Consider the following 16,603-nt stretch of genomic DNA (forward strand, 5'->3'; position numbering starts at 1 on the left):
CTACGGCGTCCGTCCGCCAGTCCAGACGAGGAGCTCCCGCATGACCGCCACCGTCTCCTTCCCGGTGCCCACCCCCAGCGGCCCGCAGACCGTCACGGTCTCCTACGCGCGCGTGGGCAGCGGTGAACCGCTGCTCCTGCTGCACGGCATCGGCCACCACCGGCAGGCCTGGGACCCCATAGTGGACATCCTCGCCACCGAACGCGACGTGATCGCCGTGGACCTGCCCGGCTTCGGCGCGTCCCCCGCCCTCCCGGACGGGCTGAACTACGACCTGCCGACCACGACCGCCGTGTTCGGCGCCTTCTGCGAGGCGCTGGAGCTGGACCGCCCGCACGTGGCCGGCAACTCCCTGGGCGGCCTGCTCGCCCTGGAGCTGGGCCGCGAGAAGCGCGCACGGTCCGTCACCGCGCTCTCCCCGGCCGGGTTCTGGTCCGAGGCCGAACGGCGGTACGCCTTCGGCATCCTGCTGACCATGCGCCGGATCTCCCGGCGGATGCCGCTGCCGCTCGTCGAGCGGCTGGCCCGCTCGGCGGCCGGCCGGACGGCCCTCACCAGCACCATCTACGCCCGTCCGGCCCGCCGTTCACCCGAGGCCGTGGTCGCCGAGACGCTGGCCCTTGCCCAGGCCACCGGGTTCGACCAGACCCTGCGGGCCGGCGGCTCCGTGCTGTTCACCGACGACGTCCCGGGGATCCCGGTCACCGTCGGCTGGGGCACCCGCGACTGGCTGCTCGTACGCCGCCAGGGCGTCCGCGCCAAGCAGGTCATCCCCCGCGCCCGCCTGGTACGGCTGCCCGGCTGCGGCCACTGCCCCATGAACGACGACCCGGCGCTCGTCGCACGCGTGATCCTCGACGGGAGCCGCTGAGGGATCGCCGGGGGCGGACGCGGGCACCTCGAATCCCGTCGGCCCCTTGGTCCCCGTCGGCCCCTGGGTCCCCGTCGACACCTTGACCCCCGTCGGCCGCCTGGTCCCCGTCGTCGCGCCCCACGCCACACCGGCCCCCACCAGCGCGCTCCCCACGGCCTGCGCGGGGCCGTAGGCGCCCGTGCCGACGAGCGGAGCGGTGCACGCGGCGGCGACGGGGATCAGGCCGGAGAAGAGGGTGGCGCGTTCCGCGCCGATCCGCTGCATGCCCATGTACCAGCACACGAAGCCCACGACGGTGACCACCGCCGCCTGCCACAGCAGCGCGGCCGCCTCCCCGGCGTCCGGCCGCCGCAGCCAGTCCCCGCCGTCGGCCACCAGGCCCACGGCGGCGGATTCGGCGGCGGCGAGACCGCAGACCGTGGCCGAGAGCAGCCGGGGCCCGAGGGGCCGCAACACGGGCACCGCGAGCAGCGCGAAGCCGGCCTCTCCGGCGAGCGCGCACCCGGAGCAGGCGAGACCCGCCCCGTCGGTCCGCCCCCACCCCTGCACCGTGAAGGCGCCCACCGCGACGAACGACGCCCCGAACAGGACCGTGCGCCGGGGCCGGCGCCCCTCCAGGAGCGGGACGAGGACCGCCACGACCACCGGCGCGCAGCCCACGAAGACTCCCGGTACGGCGGGTTCCGCGGAGCGTTCGGCGGCCAGGACGGCCAGGTTGAAGCCGACCATCCCGACCGCCGCGAGCAGCGCGAGCCGCGCCCACTGACGGGCGGTGAGCGCGCTCAGCCGGTCCAGGGCCCCCGCCCCGGCCAGGGGGACGAGCAGCAGACAGGCGAGGGCGTAGCGCAGGAACTGCCCGCCCGCGTACGGGTAGGCGCCGAGGACGCTGTTGGCGGTGAAGGACGCTCCGACGAGGACGCAGGCGAGCGCGGCGAGCAGGCATCCGCGCGTGGTGGTGGCGTTCATGACGGTGACGCTAGGCAGCGCGGCGGCCCGGTCTAAGGTCCACTTCCATGACGTCATCGGGGACCAATCAGGACGGGCGGGCCGCTCCGTCGGCCGCGTGGGAGGTGCTGCTGCCGGCCGTCTCGGCGCCCGCCCGCGCGCGGGGGCGGGCGTTGCAGGCCGCGCTGCGGGAGGCGGTGCGCTCGGGGCGGCTCGCGCCGGACACCCGGCTGCCGTCGAGCCGGGATCTCGCCGCCGACCTGGGGGTGTCGCGCGGGCTGGTCACGGAGGCGTACGAGCAGCTGACCGCGGAGGGGTATCTGCGCAGCGGCCGGGGTGCCGGTACCTGGGTGGGCGGTGCGGTGCGGGCGGCACCGGCACGCGCCGCGCGTGACCTCGCCCCGGGTGCGACGGACGCGGCGGTCGACTTCGTGCCGGGCACGCCGGACCTGGCGCTGTTCCCGCGCGCGGCCTGGGCCGCCGCGCAGCGTGGTGTGCTGGCGGAGTTGCCGCACACCGGGCTGGGCTACCCCGACCCGCGCGGACTGCCCCGGCTGCGGACCGCGCTGGCCGCGCTGCTCGCCCGCCGCCGGGGTGTGGTCGCCGACCCGGAGCGGCTGGTGATCGTCTCCGGGGTCGCCCAGGCGACGGCACTGCTGGGGCTGGCGATCCGGGCCCGCGGGTGGGACACGGTCGGTGTGGAGGATCCCGGGAGCCCCCGGCACGGCGCCCTGTACACGGCGGCGGGCGTCACCCCCGTACCCCTGCCGCTGGACGGGGAGGGGCTGGCGCTCGGGCCGTTGCGGGCGTCCGGGGTGCGGGCGCTGGTGGTGACTCCGGCGCACCAGTTCCCGACCGGGATCGCCTACTCGGCACGGCGGCGCACCGAGCTGCTGGACTGGGCGCGGTCGGTGGACGGTTTCGTGCTGGAGGACGACTACGACGGTGACTTCCGCTACGACCGGGCTCCGGTGGGCGCGCTCCAGGGCCTGGACCCGGAGCGGGTTGCCTACACCGGGTCGGTCAGCAAGTCGCTGGCACCGGGGCTGCGGCTCGGCTGGCTGCTGATCCCCCAGGCGCTGGCGGAGGAGGTCGTGGAACGCAAGCGGACCATGGACCTCGGTCATCCGGCGCTGGACCAGGCGCTGTTCGCGCGGTTCGTGGAACGCGGGGACTACGACCGCCAGTTGCGCCGCTGCCAACGGGCGTACCGGGAGCGGCGGGACACCCTCGTGGACGCGCTCCGGGAGCACTTCCCGGGGGTGCGGGTGTCGGGGATCGCGGCGGGGCTGCACGTCATCGCGGAGCTTCCGGGGCGGTACGGGCCGCAGGAGGAGTTCCTGGCGCGGACGGCGTCGGCCGGGGTACGGGTGCGGGCGCTGACGGAGTACGCACACGCGCCTACCGGCGAGAGCGAAGGCGAAGGCCAAGGCGGTGGTGGGGCCGCCGGAGAGCCGGGCGGGGACGGGGACGGGGTGCGGCTTGTCCTGGGGTACGCGCATGTGCCGCCCGGCCGGATCCGGGACGGCGTACGGGTGATGGCACGGGCGGCTCGCGCGCGTTGACGCGGCGCACCGCCCTTGCGGCCACGGGGAGTTGTTCACTTGCGGTTTGCGTGCGCGCCGTGGCGCACCAGTAGGTCTGACGGTGCACACCGGCCGGTTCTCGTCCCAGGAGGCCTCTGTCATGTCACACCGTCCGCTCCCCGGTCGCCGCGGCGTGCTGCGCGGCTCGCTCGCCGCGTCCGCGGCCCTGACCCTGCCCGTCGCCGCCGGCGCGGCTCCCGCGCTCGCCCTGTCCGGGCGGCCCAGGGCCGGCTGGGGCGTGCAGACCGGGGACGTCACCACGGACTCGGGGCTGGTGTGGGTGCGCTCCGACCGGCCCGCCCGGATGATCGTCGAGGCCGCGGCGACGGAGTCGTTCCGGGGCGCCCGCCGCTTCCAGGGGCCGCTGCTCGGCGCGGGCACCGACTTCACCGGCACGACCAGGCTGCACGGGCTGCCGTCCGGCGAGCAGATCCACTACCGCGTGACGCTGGCCGACCCGGACGACCCGCGCCGCACCGGCGAGCCGGTGACCGGCACCTTCCGCACGGCGTCCCGCAAACGCCGCGACGGCGTGCGATTCGTGTGGTCCGGCGACCTGGCCGGGCAGGGCTGGGGCATCAACCCGGAGCTGGGCGGCTACCGCATCTACGACGCGATGGGCGCGCTCGACCCCGACTTCTTCCTGTGCAGCGGCGACAACATCTACGCCGACGGCCCGCTCGCCGAGACCGTCGCCCTGCCCGACGGGCGGACCTGGCGGAACATCACCACCGAGGAGAAGGCGAAGGTCGCCGAGACCCTCGCGGAGTTCCGCGGCAACTTCCGCTACAACCTGCTGGACGAGAACCTGAAGGCGTTCAACGCCCAGGTCCCCTCCATCATCCAGTGGGACGACCACGAGGTCACCAACAACTGGTACCCCGGCGAGATCTTCGCGGACACCCGCTACACCGAGAAGAGCATCGACGTCCTCGCCGCCCGCGCCCGGCAGGCGTTCTCGGAGTACTTCCCGATCTCGACGCTGCGCCGCCCCGACGGCCGCGTCCACCGGGTGGTCCACCACGGCCCGCTGCTGGACGTGTTCGTGCTGGACATGCGCACCTACCGCAACGCGAACTCGCCGGACGACCAGACCACGGACTGGCAGGGCATCCTCGGCCGTGAGCAGCTGGAGTGGCTCAAGCGGGAGCTGGCCCGCTCCCAGGCGGTGTGGAAGGTGATCGCCGCCGACATGCCGATCGGCCTGGTCGTGCCGGACGCCACGGACGGCAGGCCGAACATCGAGGCCGTCGCGCAGGGCGACCCGGGCGCGCCGCTCGGCCGTGAGCTCCAGATCGCCGAGCTGCTGCGGTTCGTCAAGCACCGCCGGATCACCGGCACGGTGTGGCTGACGGCCGACGTCCACCACACCTCGGCCCAGCACTACGACCCGTCGCGGGCCGCGTTCAAGGACTTCGCGCCGTTCTGGGAGTTCGTCTCCGGGCCGCTCAACGCGGGCGCGTTCCCGGCGAGCGCGCTGGACGGCACCTTCGGCCCGGACCGGGTCTTCGTCAAGGCGCCCACCACGGCCAACGTCTCCCCGGCGGGCGGCTACCAGTTCTTCGGCGAGGTCGACATCGACGGCCACAGCGGGGAGCTGACGGTCCGCCTGCGCGAGCAGGACGGCACCGTGCTGTTCACGCAGACGCTCCAGCCGGGGCAGGTCGGCCAGTAACTCCCGTCACCTTTTCTCGGTGTGCCGCGCACCGGCGTCGTCCCCCGGTGCGTGGTGCGCCGCGGTGCGCGGTGCGATCGTGGGGGCGCCGGGAGCGGCTCGCCGGGCGCAACGCCGTAGAAGAATTAACAATCCGGACAAAAGTATCCTTTACCCGCCAGTCACAAATCGTTCGTGATCACGCAACACCATTCCTCCACAGTGGCTGCATGACTCGAGACATGACTGATGTGACGCGCGCCGGACACAGGCGCCCCGTGCACCACTGGCGGCGGGACCTCGTGGAGCTCGCCGCCCTCTTCACGGCGGTCGCGGTGGCCGACGTGGTGGCGAACCTCGTGGGTCACGGCCCCGACGGCCCCGAACTGCTGGTGGGCTCCGCGGCCGCGCTGGTCGCCACGGCCGGTTTCCACACCTGGTGGTCACGCCGCCACGGGCACGCGCCCCCGACGAGTGATACCGATGCCCGGCCGCCCTCCCCCGAGGAGCAGGCCGGGCCGTCCGCACTGCCGGCCGGTGTCACCGGCGAGAGCACGCTGTGGCGGATGCGGACCACGGTGAAGGACGAACCCGGGGCACTGGCCGCGCTGTGCACGGCACTGGCCGGCCAGCGGGTGGACATCCTCAGCCTCCAGACGCACCCGCTCGGCGCGGACACGGTCGACGAGTTCCTGCTGCGCGCCCCCGGTGCGCTCGGGGCCGCCGAGATCACCCGGGCCGTGGCGCAGGCGGGCGGGTCGAGCACCTGGATCGAGCGGGCCGACGCCCACGACCTGGTGGACGCCCCGACCCGGGTCCTGGGCCTGGCCACCCGCACCGCCCTGGACGCGGCGGAACTTCCGCTGGCGCTGCGCCAGTTGCTGGGCCGGTGCACGATCCGCTCGCTGCCGGCCAAGCCCGTGGGCGGCGGGCGGGGTCCGGCCGGGGTGCCCGTGGAGGGAGTGCTGGAGGACACCGTGATGCGCCTGCGGGCGCCGGAAGGCGGAGTGATCACCGTGGAGCGGCCGTATCTGCCGTTCACCCCGACCGAGTTCGCCCGCGCGCGTGCCCTGGTGGAGCTGGACGCCCGGCTCGGCTCCCGGGTGCCGCGCGGCCAGGACGTGCTGACGCTGCCCGAGGGCAACGACATCACCGTGCGCCGGGCCGACACCGGCGATCTGGTGGCGGCCCGCGAGATGCACGAGCGGTGCTCGACACGCACCCTCGGCATGCGCTACCACGGCCCCGTCGGGGACGCCGACCGCTACCTCAACCACCTGCTCAGCCCCCGCTTCGGCCGCACCCTCGCGGTGCAGACGCCGTCCGGCCGGATCGTCGGCCTGGGTCACCTCCTCTGGGACGGCGACGAGACGGAGGTCGCGCTGCTCGTCGAGGACGAGTGGCAGCGGCGCGGGATCGGCGCCGAGCTTCTCGGCCGGCTGGTCGCGATGGCCGTCGAGGCGGGCTGCGAGAGCGTGTACGCGGTGACGCAGTCCTCCAACACCGGCATGGTCGCCGCCATGCGCGGCCTGGGCCTGCCCCTCGACTACCAGATCGAGGAGGGCACCCTGGTGATCACCGCCCGGCTCGACCGGCCCGGAGCGCGGGCCGACTCCGCGGTCGGCGGGGAGCGGATCGCCCGCGACTGACCCGGAACGGCCATCCGGACCGACGGCCCCGGCACAGTCACCGGGGCCGAGGCGGGACGGCCACCGGTCATGACACGGAACAGCCCCGAGGGCCCGGCGGTGCGACCGCCGGGCCCTTCTCATACGCGGACGGCCGCGCCGAGCGCCCCCGTCAGGTCCTGCCAGAGGTCCTCGACGTCCTCCAGCCCCACCGACAGCCGCAGCAGCCGGTCGCTCACCCCGGCGCCCCGGCGCTCGTCCGCGTCCACGATGCGATGGCTGATGGACGCCGGGTGCTGGATGAGGGTGTCGACGCTGCCGAGGCTCACCGCCGGGGTGATCAGCCGGACGCCCGCGATCACCTCGTGCGGGTCGCCGTGCACCTCGAAGGCGACCATCGCGCCGCCGATGCGCGGATAGTGAACACGGGCCACGCGCGGGTCGGCGGCCAGCCGCCCGGCCAGTTCGGCGGCGTTCGCGGACGCCGCCCGCACCCGCACCGGAAGCGTCGCGAGGCCGCGCAGCAGCAGATAGCCGGCGAGCGGGTGCAGCACCCCGCCGGTCGCGAACCGCACCTGCCGCAGCCGCCCGGCGAACTCCTCGTCGCAGGCCACCACGCCCGCCAGGACGTCCCCGTGGCCGCCCAGGTACTTGGTGGCGCTGTGCAGCACCAGCCGCGCGCCCTGCTCGGCGGGCCGCTGGAGCACCGGGGTGGCGAAGGTGTTGTCGACGAGCAGCGGCACGGATCCGCAGGCGTGGGCGACCGCCCGCAGGTCGACCTCGGCGAGCGTCGGGTTCGCCGGCGACTCGACCAGCACCAGACCGGTGTCGGGGCGCAGCGCGTCCGCGATCCCGGCCGGGTCGGTCCAGGTGACCTCCGAGCCCAGCAGCCCGGCCGTCAGCAGATGGTCGCTGCATCCGTACAGCGGCCGTACGGCGACGACGTGCCGCAGGCCCGTCGAGGCGCGCGCCAGGAGGACCGCGCTCAGTGCCGCCATCCCGCTGGCGAACGCGACCGCGCTCTCGGTGCCCTCCAGCCGGGCGAGGGCGGTCTCGAAGCGGGCGACCGTCGGATTGCCCAGCCGGCCGTAGACGGGCGGCCCCTCCGGTTCGGCGCCGGTCGCGGCGAACGCGTCGATCCGGGCGGCCTCGGCGCGGCTGTCGTAGGACGGGTACGTGGTGGACAGGTCGATCGGCGGGGCGTGCAGACCCTGCCGGGCCAGGTCGTCCCGTCCGGCGTGCACGGCCTCGGTGGCCAGGGCACGGGGGGTGACGGACGCACGTACCTCGTCGTACGCGGGGATGCTCACTGCGGCTGTGTCCATGGACGGCAGGGTGAACACCGAACGGGTCTCACGAATCGAACACCGTGCTACGTTCGGCCGATGGCCGAATCTGTCGCACTGGACCCGGTGGACCTCCAGCTGCTGCGACTGTTGCAGAACGACGCCCGGACCACGTACCGCGACCTGGCGGCGCAGGTCGGCGTCGCCCCGTCCACCTGCCTGGACCGGGTGACCCGGCTGCGCCGCTCCGGGGTGATCCTCGGGCATCAGCTGCGACTGGATCCGGCCAAGCTCGGCCGAGGCCTCCAGGCGCTGCTGTCGGTGCAGGTCAGGCCGCATCGGCGGGAGCTGGTGGGGCCGTTCGTGGAGCGCATCCGGGCGATGCCGGAGGCACTGAGCGTGTTCCATCTCACCGGGCCCGACGACTATCTGGTGCATGTGGCGGTCGCGGACATGGCGGATCTGCAACGGCTGGTGCTCGACGAGTTCACGTCCCGGCGCGAGGTGGCCCGGGTGGAGACCCGGCTGATCTTCCAGCAGTGGGAGTGCGGCCCGATGCTGCCACCCGCGCCTTCCGGACAAACGCCATGACGTGCGCCGTCCCGTCGTACGAGGATGGTGTCCATGTCACAGACCAACAGCCCGCTGCCCCGCGAGGTCGCCGACGCGTACGTCGACGACCTCATCGCCCTCGACCCGGTCACCGGTACCTTCCTCGGCGCGCCGGAGAGTTCCGGCCGGCTGCCCGACTACTCTCCCGCGGGCCAGGCGGCGCTCGCGCGGCTCGCGCGGGACACCCTGGCGAAGCTGGCCGAGGCCGAACGGCGGCCCGGCGCGGAGAGTGACATCGAGCGCCGGTGCGCGCGCCTGCTGCGTGAGCGTCTCACCGCGGAACTCGCCGTGCACGACGCCGACGAGGGGCTGCGCTCGGTCGGCAACATGTCCACGCCGGCCCACCATGTGCGCGAGGTGTTCACCGTGACGCCCACGCAGACCGACGCGGACTGGGCGGCGATCGCCGAGCGGCTGCGCGCGGTGCCGGCGGCACTGGCGGGCTACCGGGAGTCCCTGGCGCTCGGCCTGGAGCGCAAGCTGTACGCGGCGCCCCGCCCGACCGCCACGTTCGTCAAACAGCTCACCGAGTGGTCGGACACGGACGGGGCGGGCCGCGGCTGGTTCGAGGACTTCGTCGCCCCGGGCCCGGACGCGCTGCGCGCCGAGCTGGACGACGCGGCCCGCGCGGCGACCGCCGCCGTGGTGGAGCTGCGGGACTGGGTGCGGGACGTGTACGCGCCGACCGTCCAGGACGCGCCGGACACCGTCGGCCGGGAGCGGTACGCCCGCTGGTCGCGCTACTTCAACGGCACCGACCTCGACCTGGACGAGGCGTACGCGTACGGCTGGGCGGAGTACCACCGGCTGCTCGGCGAGATGCGCGAGGAGGCCGAGAAGGTCCTGCCCGGCGCGGCCACGCCCTGGGTGGCGCTCGCGCACCTCGACGAGCACGGCCGGCACATCGAGGGCGTCGACGAGGTCCGCGACTGGCTCCAGGGCCTGATGGACCAGGCGATCGAGACGCTCGACGGCACCCACTTCGAACTCGCCGAGCGGGTACGGAAGGTGGAGTCGCGGATCGCCCCCGCGGGCAGCGCGGCGGCCCCGTACTACACGCCTCCGACGGAGGACTTCTCCCGGCCGGGCCGCACCTGGCTGCCGACCATGGGGAAGACCCGCTTCCCGGTCTACGACCTCGTCTCGACCTGGTACCACGAGGGCGTCCCCGGTCACCATCTCCAGCTCGCGCAGTGGGCGCACGTCGCCGGGAACCTCTCCCGCTACCAGGCCACCGTGGGCGGGGTCAGCGCCAACGCGGAGGGCTGGGCGCTGTACGCGGAGCGCCTGATGGACGAGCTGGGCTTCCTCACGGACGCGGAGCAGCGGCTCGGCTATCTGGACGCGCAGATGATGCGGGCGGTCCGGGTCATCGTCGACATCGGCATGCATCTGGAGCTGGAGATCCCGGCGGACTCGCCGTTCCACGCCGGCGAGCGCTGGACCCCAGAGCTGGCGCAGGAGTTCTTCGGCTCGCACAGCAGCCGGCCGGCGGACTTCGTGGAGAGCGAGCTGACCCGCTACCTGAGCATCCCCGGTCAGGCGATCGGCTACAAGCTCGGTGAACGGGCTTGGCTGCTGGGCCGGGAGAAGGCCCGCGAGCGCCACGGCGACGCCTTCGACCTCAAGGCCTGGCACATGGCGGCCCTTTCGCAGGGTTCGCTGGGCCTGGACGACCTGGTGGACGAGCTGGCACAGCTCTGATCCCAGGGCGGCGCGTCAGCAGCCGCAGTCGGCCGCGTCCACGGGCGCGGTCAGCGGGTCGGCGGCGCGCCGCTCGCCGCCCTCCCAGGTCTCGAACGCGAAGCCCTCGCGCACCCAGTACTCGAAGCCGCCGAGCATCTCCTTGACCTGGTAGCCGAGTTCGGCGAGCGCGAGGGCGGCGCGGGTGGCGCCGTTGCAGCCGGGGCCCCAGCAGTACGTCACCACCGGCACGTCCTTGTCGAGGAGCTGCTCGGCCTGCTCGGCGATGAGCGCGGTGGGCAGGTGGACGGCGCCGGGGACGTGGCCCTGGTCCCAGGAGGCGGTGGAGCGGGAGTCCAGGACGACGAAGCCCGGGTCGCCGCCGGCGGCGAGCACCGAGGCCACGTCGGAGACGTCGGCGTGGAAGACGAGGCTCGCGCGGAAGTAGGCGGCGGCCTCGGCGGGGGCGGCGGGGGCGACGCGCAGGACGGGGTTCACGCTGGTCGTGGCGTTCATCGGGGGCCTTTCTCCGGTGGTGTCCGACACCCGGAAATCTACGGCCGTTGATCATCTTCTTGAAGGGGTGTTCCACGGCCCGGACCTTGCCTCGCCGGGGATTCCCCTGCTATTCCTCGGTCATGACCGTGTATTCCCCGGACGCCACCGACTGGCGCATCCTCGAGGTCCTCCAGCGCGAGGGCCGGGCCAGCTTCGCCGATCTGGCGCGGGCCGTGTCGATGTCGGCGAGCGCCGTGACCGAGCGGGTGCGCCGGCTGGAGGAGGCGGGCGTCATCCAGGGGTACGCCGCCGTGGTGGACCCCGAGCGGCTGGGACTGCCGATCCTGGCGTTCGTGCGGCTGCGCTATCCCAACGGCAACTACAAGCCGTTCCACGACCTGGTGGCCGTCACACCCGAGATCCTGGAGGCGCACCACGTGACGGGCGACGACTGCTTCGTGATCAAGGTCGCCGCCGGTTCGATGCGCCATCTGGAGGAGGTGTCGGGCAAGATCGGCACCCTGGGCTCGGTCACCACGAGCGTCGTGTACTCCTCACCCCTGCCCCGGCGCCCACTGGGCCGCTAGGAGGGGGCGTCAGGCCCGCTGGCGTACGGTCGAGCCCGACCGGCCCTTCACGACCTCCAGCTGTGCGTGGACGCGCCGCCGCAGATCGGCGACATGGCTGACGATGCCGACGCTGCGGTCGCGTTCGCGCAGGGAGTCGAGGACGTCGAGGACCTCGTCCAGGGTCTGGTCGTCGAGGCTGCCGAACCCCTCGTCGATGAAGAGGGTGTCCAGCCGGACCCCGCCCGCCTCGTCGGTCACCACGTCGGCGAGGCCGAGCGCGAGGGCGAGCGAGGCGAAGAAGGTCTCGCCGCCGGACAGCGTCGCGGTGTCCCGCTCCCGTCCGGTCCAGGCGTCGACGACGTGCAGCCCGAGCCCGCTGCGGCCGCGGCCGGCCCGGTCGTCGGAGTGGACGAGGGTGTAGCGCCCGGACGACATCCGCTGGAGCCGTGCGGTCGCGGCGGCCGCCACCTGTTCCAGCCGGGCCGCCAGGACGTACGCCTCCAGCCGCATCTTGCGTTCGTTGTCGGCGGAGGTGCCCGCGGTGAGCCCGGCCAGACGGGCCACCCGGTCGTACTCGTCGCGCAGCGGCGCGAGCCGTCGCACACCGTCGGACGCGCGCGCGGAGAGCCGGTCGAGTTCGGCGCAGCGGCGGACGGCCGCGTCCTGGGCGGAGGCGGTCCTGCGCAGCCGTTCGGCCGCCTGCGCCGCGGTCCGTTCGGCCGTGGCGAGGTCGGCGGGCGGCTGTTCGGCGGCGGCCACCGTGTCCGGTTCGGCGAGGACCGCGCGCACGGCGGCCTCCTCGGACTGCCAGGCGTCCAGGCGCCGTTGCAGCTCGCGGTGGGCGGCGCCGTCGAGGAGGGCGTCGGCCGCCGCCTGCGGGGTGTCGAAGCCGGCCCGGAAGGCGGCTTCGTCGAGGCGTCCGTCGGCGGCCTTGAGGCGTTCGGCGCTGTCCTCGGCGGCGCGGGCGGAGTCGGCCGCGGCGGTGAGCAGCGCGGCCCGCCGCTCCAGCTGGGCGGCGCGCGCGGCCACGCTCTGCGCGGCGCCCCGGGCCTGTGCCAGCTCCTCCTCCAGCGCGGTCCGCTCCCGGTCCAGCCGCTCACGGTGGCCGACCCGGGAGGCGGCCCGGACGGCGGCGTCGCGCTGGGCCGCCGTGCGCCGCTGGTGCTCCTGCTCGGCGCGGCGCAGCTCCTCGCGGACGGAGTGCAGCGCGGAGGCGTCCCGCCGCGCCCGCACATGGTCGCGCTCCAGTTCCCCGGCCTCCGCGGCGAGCGCCTCGGCCGGGGTGTCGCCGGCCTCGGCGGCCGCGGCGGCCAGCTCCTGCCGCAGGTCGCCCAGGCGCCGCAGGTCGCGGCCGTGCCGCTCCTCGGCGTCCTGGTGCGCGGCGAGGGCCTGTTCCTCGGCCTCGCGGTCGACGTGCCCGGCGTCCTTGCGGGCCGGGGCGGGGTGCTCGGTGGCGCCGCAGACCGCGCACGGTTCCCCGGCGGTGAGGTGCGCGGCCAGTTCGGCGGCGATGCCGTCGAGGCGCTGTTCCTTGAGGTCCAGCCAGCGGCCGCGGGCGTCGAGCGCGGCCTGCTCCGAGGCGCGGGCCCGCTCCCGGGCCTCGTCGGTCTCGCCGGTCAGCCGGTCCCGCAGCCGGGCGGCCCGCAGCCGCCGCTGCGCGGGCTCGATCCGGACGGCCAGCTGTTCGGCGCGGGTGGCGGACTCCTGCGCGGACTCGATCCCGGCCTGGAGCGCGGCACGGATCGCGTCCCAGTCGGCCAGCCAGCCCTCGCTCTCCGTCAGGACGTCCGCATCGGCCCGTTCCTGCCGGTCCAGGTCCGCCCGCTCGGCGACCAGCGCGGCCAGCCGCCGCTCGCCGCGCCGGGCCGACTCCAGCCCGCCGAGCTCCTCGGCGGCCCGGCGCGCGGCCGTGGCGAGGCCGGCGGCACCGGCCTCCGCGAACCGCTCGGGCAGAGCGGCACGCGCGCGTGCCTCGGCACCGGCCGCCCGCCGGTGCTCGGCGTCGGCGGCCTCCCGCAGCTCCAGCGCGGGCGCCACCGCCTCCGCCTTGCGCGACCGGTCCAGCCGCGCCCGTGCCTCCTGGTGGGCCCCGGCCCGCTCCTCCAGCCGCCGGGCCCGCTCCCGCGCCTCACCGAACCGCCCCTGCAACCGGGCGAGTTCGCGTACGTCGTCCAGGGCGCGCTCGGCGGCGGCCTGCGCGGACTCGGCGGCGAGGCGGCCGCACTCGGCGACCGTCAGGCGCTCGCGGGCGTCGCTGCGGGCCAGGGCGGCCGCGCCCAGCACGGCCTCGGCCAGCCCCGGTTCGCCGGGGGTCAGCTCGGGCGGCTCCATGGTGTCCCCGGCGGCCTGGTGCATCCGGTGCGCGTCGGCGAGCAGCGCGGCGTCGCCCTCGCGCACACGGGCCTCGGCGGTGCGGCGGCGCTCGGCGAGCCGCTTCTCGACCTCGGCGAAGCGCCGGGTGTCGAAGAGGCGGCCCAGCAGCTTGCCGCGGGCCTCGGCGTCGGCGCGCAGGAAGCGGGCGAAGTCGCCCTGGGGCAACAGCACGACCTGGCAGAACTGCTCACGGCTCATGCCGAGCAGCTGGGTGATCTCCTCGCCGATCTCCTGGTGGGAGCGGCTGAGGTCCTTCCAGGCGCCGACGGTCGCGTCGTGTTCGCGCAGCCAGGTCTGGGCCTTGTCGACGATCGTGCCCGTGCCGCGCTTCTTGGGCCGCTCGTGGGGCGGCTGCCGGGTGATCTCCAGCCGGCGTCCGGCGACGGTGAGGTCGAGGGTGACCTCGGTACGGGTGCCGGGCGCGGCATGGTCGCTGCGCAGGGTGAGGCCCTGGCCGTTCTGCCGGGCGCCGGGGACGGAGCCGTACAGCGCGTAGCAGACGGCGTCCAGGACGGAGGTCTTGCCGGCGCCCGTCGGGCCGTGCAGCAGGAAGAGCCCGGCGGTGGACAGCTCGTCGAAGTCGACGTGCTGGGAGCCGCCGAACGGGCCGAAGGCCGTCAGGTCGAGCCGGTGCAGCCTCATCGGGTCACCTCACCTCCTTCACCGTGTCGTCCGCGCGGACCGCGTCGAAGGCGTCCCGCAGCACACCCTGCTCGCGCGCGTCGGGCCCGGCCCCGCGCACATGGGCCACGAAGTCCTCGGCGATCTCCTGGTCGCCGCGGCCGGCGAGCCGCCGGGCGTACGACACGTCGGGTTCGCCCGGGGCCCGCTCGGGGGCGAAGACCAGGCTGAGGGTGTGCGGGAAGCGGTCGGTGAGCCGGGCCATCGGGTCGGCCGGGCGGACGGCGTCGGTGAGCGTGGCCTCGACCCAGGCGTCCTCGTGGCGCGCGAGGGCGGGATCGGCGAGCAGCTCCTCCAGGGTGCCGCGGATCCGGGCGAGCGCGCGCGGCACCGGGCAGTCGATCCGCTCGGCGGCCAGGGAGCCGTCCCCGCCCAGGTCGACCAGCCACATCGTCTTGCGGTGCTCGCTCTCGGAGAAGGAGTACGGCAGCGGGGAGCCGGAGTAGCGGACACGCTCGGTGAGGGTCTGGGAGCCGTGGAGGTGGCCGAGGGCCACGTAGTCGACGCCGTCGAAGACCCCGGCGGGGACGGCGGCGACCCCGCCGACCGTGATGTCGCGCTCGCTGTCGCTGGGCTCGCCGCCGGTGACGAAGGCATGGGCGAGGACGACGGAGCGGGTGCCGGGCGCGCGGGTCGCGAGGTCGGCGCGGACCCGGTCCATGGCGGCGGCGAGCACGCTCTCGTGGCCGGCCCGCTCCACCCCGAACTCGTCCTTCACCAGGGCGGGTTCGAGGTACGGCAGGCCGTAGAAGGCCACGTCGCCGTGGGCGTCGGCGAGCATCACGGGCGTCCCGGCCGCCGCCGGGCTGGTGCGCAGATGGATGCCGGCGCGGCCGATGAGTCCCGCTCCGACGCCGAGCCGGCGGGCGGAGTCGTGGTTCCCGGAGATCATGACCGTCGGCACCCCGAGGGCGGCGAGCCGGTGCAGGGCGTCGTCGAACAGTTCGACCGCGGCGAGCGGCGGCACGGCACGGTCGTACACGTCGCCGGAGACGACCACGGCGTCGACCTCGCGCTCGCGCACGGTCGTGATCAGCCGGTCGATGAACTCGGCCTGGGCGCCGAGCATGCTCACCCGGTGGAAGGCCCGGCCCAGATGCCAGTCGGAGGTGTGCAGCAGTCTCAAGAAAACGCTCCGGCCCGCATGTCTCCCCCGCCCGTGCCCTCGGAACCGGCACCGGCCGGTCCGGGCTCTCCGTCACCTCGGACCACGCTAACGCCTGGCGGCCCGTGCTCCCTCATCGGCCACAGTCTGCCATCGCGGCCGTCGGCTCCGGTCGGTCTGTCCGCTTCGTGGCATGCCCGTCCCCCTGGACAGACGAACAGACGGACAGACCGGTTGACCGGTCTCGATCGAACAGGACCGGAACAGGTTCGGTGACTTTCGGACAATGTGAGAAGAAGCGCTCCGTCGTGTACGGGTGCGCTCCTACATTGGCTCCCTGTTTTGGGTGGGAACACGGGGGAACAGCATGGATCCGGTGACGGCCGTGGCCGCGGCAGGCGTGGCGCTCGTGGCCAAGGGAGCACTCGAATCGGCGGGCCAGGAGGCCGGCCGGTCAGGCTGGAACGGCGGGGCGCGGCTCGTCGAGCGCATCCGCGCACGGTTCCGCGGCAACGCGGACGCCGAAGGGGCGCTGGACCGGGTGACCGGCACGCCCGACGACGAGGACGCCCGGCAGACCCTGGAACGGCAGCTCGCCGCCCACATGCTGCTCGACCCGGACTTCGAGACCGAGATCCGGCGGCTGGTCGACGAGGCCGTGGCGGCACGGGGCGGGGCACAGATCAGCGCGGCGCTGATCAAGAACGCCCAGGTGTTCAACGGCAAGGTCGAGGTCCAGGGGGACTGGAAGACGTCGTAGCGGCGTCGACCGTCCACCGGGGCGGCGGAGGTCGTGGCGATGCCGCCCGTGCGCACGGGCGGCGGACGGCGTGGCGATGTCCACCGTCCGCCGGGGCGCGGGCGTCGTGGCGGCGTCGGCCCCGCCCGCCGGGCCGGGTGGGCGTCGCAGCGGCGTCGGTCCCGTCCGCCGGACACGGGCCGGGCCGGGTCGGGCCGTCCATGCCGTCGTCCTGGTGGCGGGCGCCGTCCCGGAACGCCGTCCGCGCGCCGTCTCCGTACGCCGTGATGTTCGTCCGGTCCGTGCCCCGTTCCCGGCCGGGCACGGCGTGCCCCGGGGGTCCGGCGCCGCGCCCCGTGCGGGCACGCGC

The 16,603-nt window shown here is 74.8% G+C and carries 12 protein-coding genes and 1 pseudogene; 8 read left to right on the forward strand and 5 right to left on the reverse strand.

Going from position 1 to position 16,603, the window contains the following annotated elements; translation table 11 throughout:
- Window positions 1–40 precede the first annotated feature (40 nt).
- Window positions 41–871, forward strand: coding sequence for an alpha/beta fold hydrolase (locus IE275_RS26575; protein WP_189713934.1), 831 nt, complete (start codon window positions 41–43; stop codon window positions 869–871).
- A 183-nt stretch (window positions 872–1,054) separates the two neighbouring features.
- Here the strand turns inward: IE275_RS26575 and IE275_RS26580 are convergent.
- A pseudogene (locus IE275_RS26580) lies at window positions 1,055–1,897 on the reverse strand (DMT family transporter); the annotation flags it as partial.
- Here IE275_RS26580 and pdxR point away from each other — a divergent pair.
- From pdxR to IE275_RS26595, 3 genes are all read left to right on the forward strand, one after another.
- A complete protein-coding gene (gene pdxR, locus IE275_RS26585; protein ID WP_189713935.1) occupies window positions 1,888–3,384 on the forward strand; it encodes a MocR-like pyridoxine biosynthesis transcription factor PdxR in 1,497 nt (498 codons plus the stop codon). The pseudogene IE275_RS26580 and the gene pdxR sit on opposite strands and share 10 nt — an antisense overlap.
- 121 nt (window positions 3,385–3,505) lie before the next feature.
- Window positions 3,506–5,080, forward strand: coding sequence for an alkaline phosphatase D family protein (locus IE275_RS26590; RefSeq protein ID WP_189713936.1), 1,575 nt, complete (start codon window positions 3,506–3,508; stop codon window positions 5,078–5,080).
- 221 nt (window positions 5,081–5,301) lie between these two features.
- Window positions 5,302–6,708 carry a GNAT family N-acetyltransferase gene (locus IE275_RS26595; protein WP_373299285.1) on the forward strand — a complete coding sequence of 469 codons (1,407 nt, stop codon included), beginning with the start codon at window positions 5,302–5,304 and terminating at the stop codon, window positions 6,706–6,708.
- A 119-nt stretch (window positions 6,709–6,827) separates the two neighbouring features.
- On the opposite strand, the gene IE275_RS26600 is transcribed toward IE275_RS26595, so the two are convergent.
- Window positions 6,828–8,012 carry a trans-sulfuration enzyme family protein gene (locus IE275_RS26600; protein WP_189713937.1) on the reverse strand — a complete coding sequence of 395 codons (1,185 nt, stop codon included), beginning with the start codon at window positions 8,010–8,012 and terminating at the stop codon, window positions 6,828–6,830.
- Between the two features lie 60 nt (window positions 8,013–8,072).
- On the opposite strand from IE275_RS26600, the gene IE275_RS26605 reads away from it, so the two are divergent.
- Window positions 8,073–8,564 carry an Lrp/AsnC family transcriptional regulator gene (locus tag IE275_RS26605; RefSeq protein WP_189713938.1) on the forward strand — a complete coding sequence of 164 codons (492 nt, stop codon included), beginning with the start codon at window positions 8,073–8,075 and terminating at the stop codon, window positions 8,562–8,564.
- 33 nt (window positions 8,565–8,597) lie between these two features.
- A complete protein-coding gene (locus tag IE275_RS26610) occupies window positions 8,598–10,289 on the forward strand; it encodes a DUF885 domain-containing protein (protein ID WP_189713939.1) in 1,692 nt (563 codons plus the stop codon).
- A gap of 15 nt (window positions 10,290–10,304) precedes the next feature.
- Here the strand turns inward: IE275_RS26610 and IE275_RS26615 are convergent, their stop codons facing one another.
- The gene (locus IE275_RS26615) at window positions 10,305–10,784 is read right to left on the reverse strand and encodes a rhodanese-like domain-containing protein (RefSeq protein ID WP_189713940.1); all 480 of its coding nucleotides are present in this window, start codon (window positions 10,782–10,784) and stop codon (window positions 10,305–10,307) included.
- 122 nt (window positions 10,785–10,906) lie between these two features.
- On the opposite strand from IE275_RS26615, the gene IE275_RS26620 reads away from it, so the two are divergent.
- The gene (locus IE275_RS26620) at window positions 10,907–11,353 is read left to right on the forward strand and encodes an Lrp/AsnC family transcriptional regulator (RefSeq protein WP_189713941.1); all 447 of its coding nucleotides are present in this window, start codon (window positions 10,907–10,909) and stop codon (window positions 11,351–11,353) included.
- A gap of 9 nt (window positions 11,354–11,362) precedes the next feature.
- Here IE275_RS26620 and IE275_RS26625 read toward each other — a convergent pair whose 3' ends face one another.
- Window positions 11,363–14,350 carry an AAA family ATPase gene (locus tag IE275_RS26625; RefSeq protein ID WP_189713942.1) on the reverse strand — a complete coding sequence of 996 codons (2,988 nt, stop codon included), beginning with the start codon at window positions 14,348–14,350 and terminating at the stop codon, window positions 11,363–11,365.
- A gap of 4 nt (window positions 14,351–14,354) precedes the next feature.
- On the reverse strand, window positions 14,355–15,515 hold the full coding sequence (locus IE275_RS26630) for an exonuclease SbcCD subunit D (RefSeq protein ID WP_189713943.1): 1,161 nt from the start codon (window positions 15,513–15,515) through the stop codon (window positions 14,355–14,357).
- Between the two features lie 346 nt (window positions 15,516–15,861).
- Between IE275_RS26630 and IE275_RS26635 the strand changes: the two genes are divergently transcribed.
- Entirely contained in the window at window positions 15,862–16,254 is a 393-nt protein-coding gene (locus IE275_RS26635) for a hypothetical protein (RefSeq protein ID WP_189713944.1), read from the forward strand.
- Window positions 16,255–16,603 lie beyond the last annotated feature (349 nt).

It is taken from the genome of Streptomyces phaeofaciens, from assembly GCF_014648915.1.
In the GTDB taxonomy this organism is placed as follows: domain Bacteria; phylum Actinomycetota; class Actinomycetes; order Streptomycetales; family Streptomycetaceae; genus Streptomyces; species Streptomyces phaeofaciens.

Coding starts and splice junctions, on each gene's coding strand:
- IE275_RS26615 (WP_189713940.1), bottom strand. CDS start 10,784: ATGAACGCCACGACCAGCGTGAACCCCGTCCTGCGCGTCGCCCCCGCC.
- IE275_RS26600 (WP_189713937.1), bottom strand. CDS start 8,012: ATGGACACAGCCGCAGTGAGCATCCCCGCGTACGACGAGGTACGTGCG.
- IE275_RS26635 (WP_189713944.1), top strand. CDS start 15,862: ATGGATCCGGTGACGGCCGTGGCCGCGGCAGGCGTGGCGCTCGTGGCC.
- IE275_RS26610 (WP_189713939.1), top strand. CDS start 8,598: ATGTCACAGACCAACAGCCCGCTGCCCCGCGAGGTCGCCGACGCGTAC.
- pdxR (WP_189713935.1), top strand. CDS start 1,888: ATGACGTCATCGGGGACCAATCAGGACGGGCGGGCCGCTCCGTCGGCC.
- IE275_RS26575 (WP_189713934.1), top strand. CDS start 41: ATGACCGCCACCGTCTCCTTCCCGGTGCCCACCCCCAGCGGCCCGCAG.
- IE275_RS26625 (WP_189713942.1), bottom strand. CDS start 14,350: ATGAGGCTGCACCGGCTCGACCTGACGGCCTTCGGCCCGTTCGGCGGC.
- IE275_RS26590 (WP_189713936.1), top strand. CDS start 3,506: ATGTCACACCGTCCGCTCCCCGGTCGCCGCGGCGTGCTGCGCGGCTCG.
- IE275_RS26620 (WP_189713941.1), top strand. CDS start 10,907: ATGACCGTGTATTCCCCGGACGCCACCGACTGGCGCATCCTCGAGGTC.
- IE275_RS26595 (WP_373299285.1), top strand. CDS start 5,302: ATGACTGATGTGACGCGCGCCGGACACAGGCGCCCCGTGCACCACTGG.
- IE275_RS26605 (WP_189713938.1), top strand. CDS start 8,073: ATGGCCGAATCTGTCGCACTGGACCCGGTGGACCTCCAGCTGCTGCGA.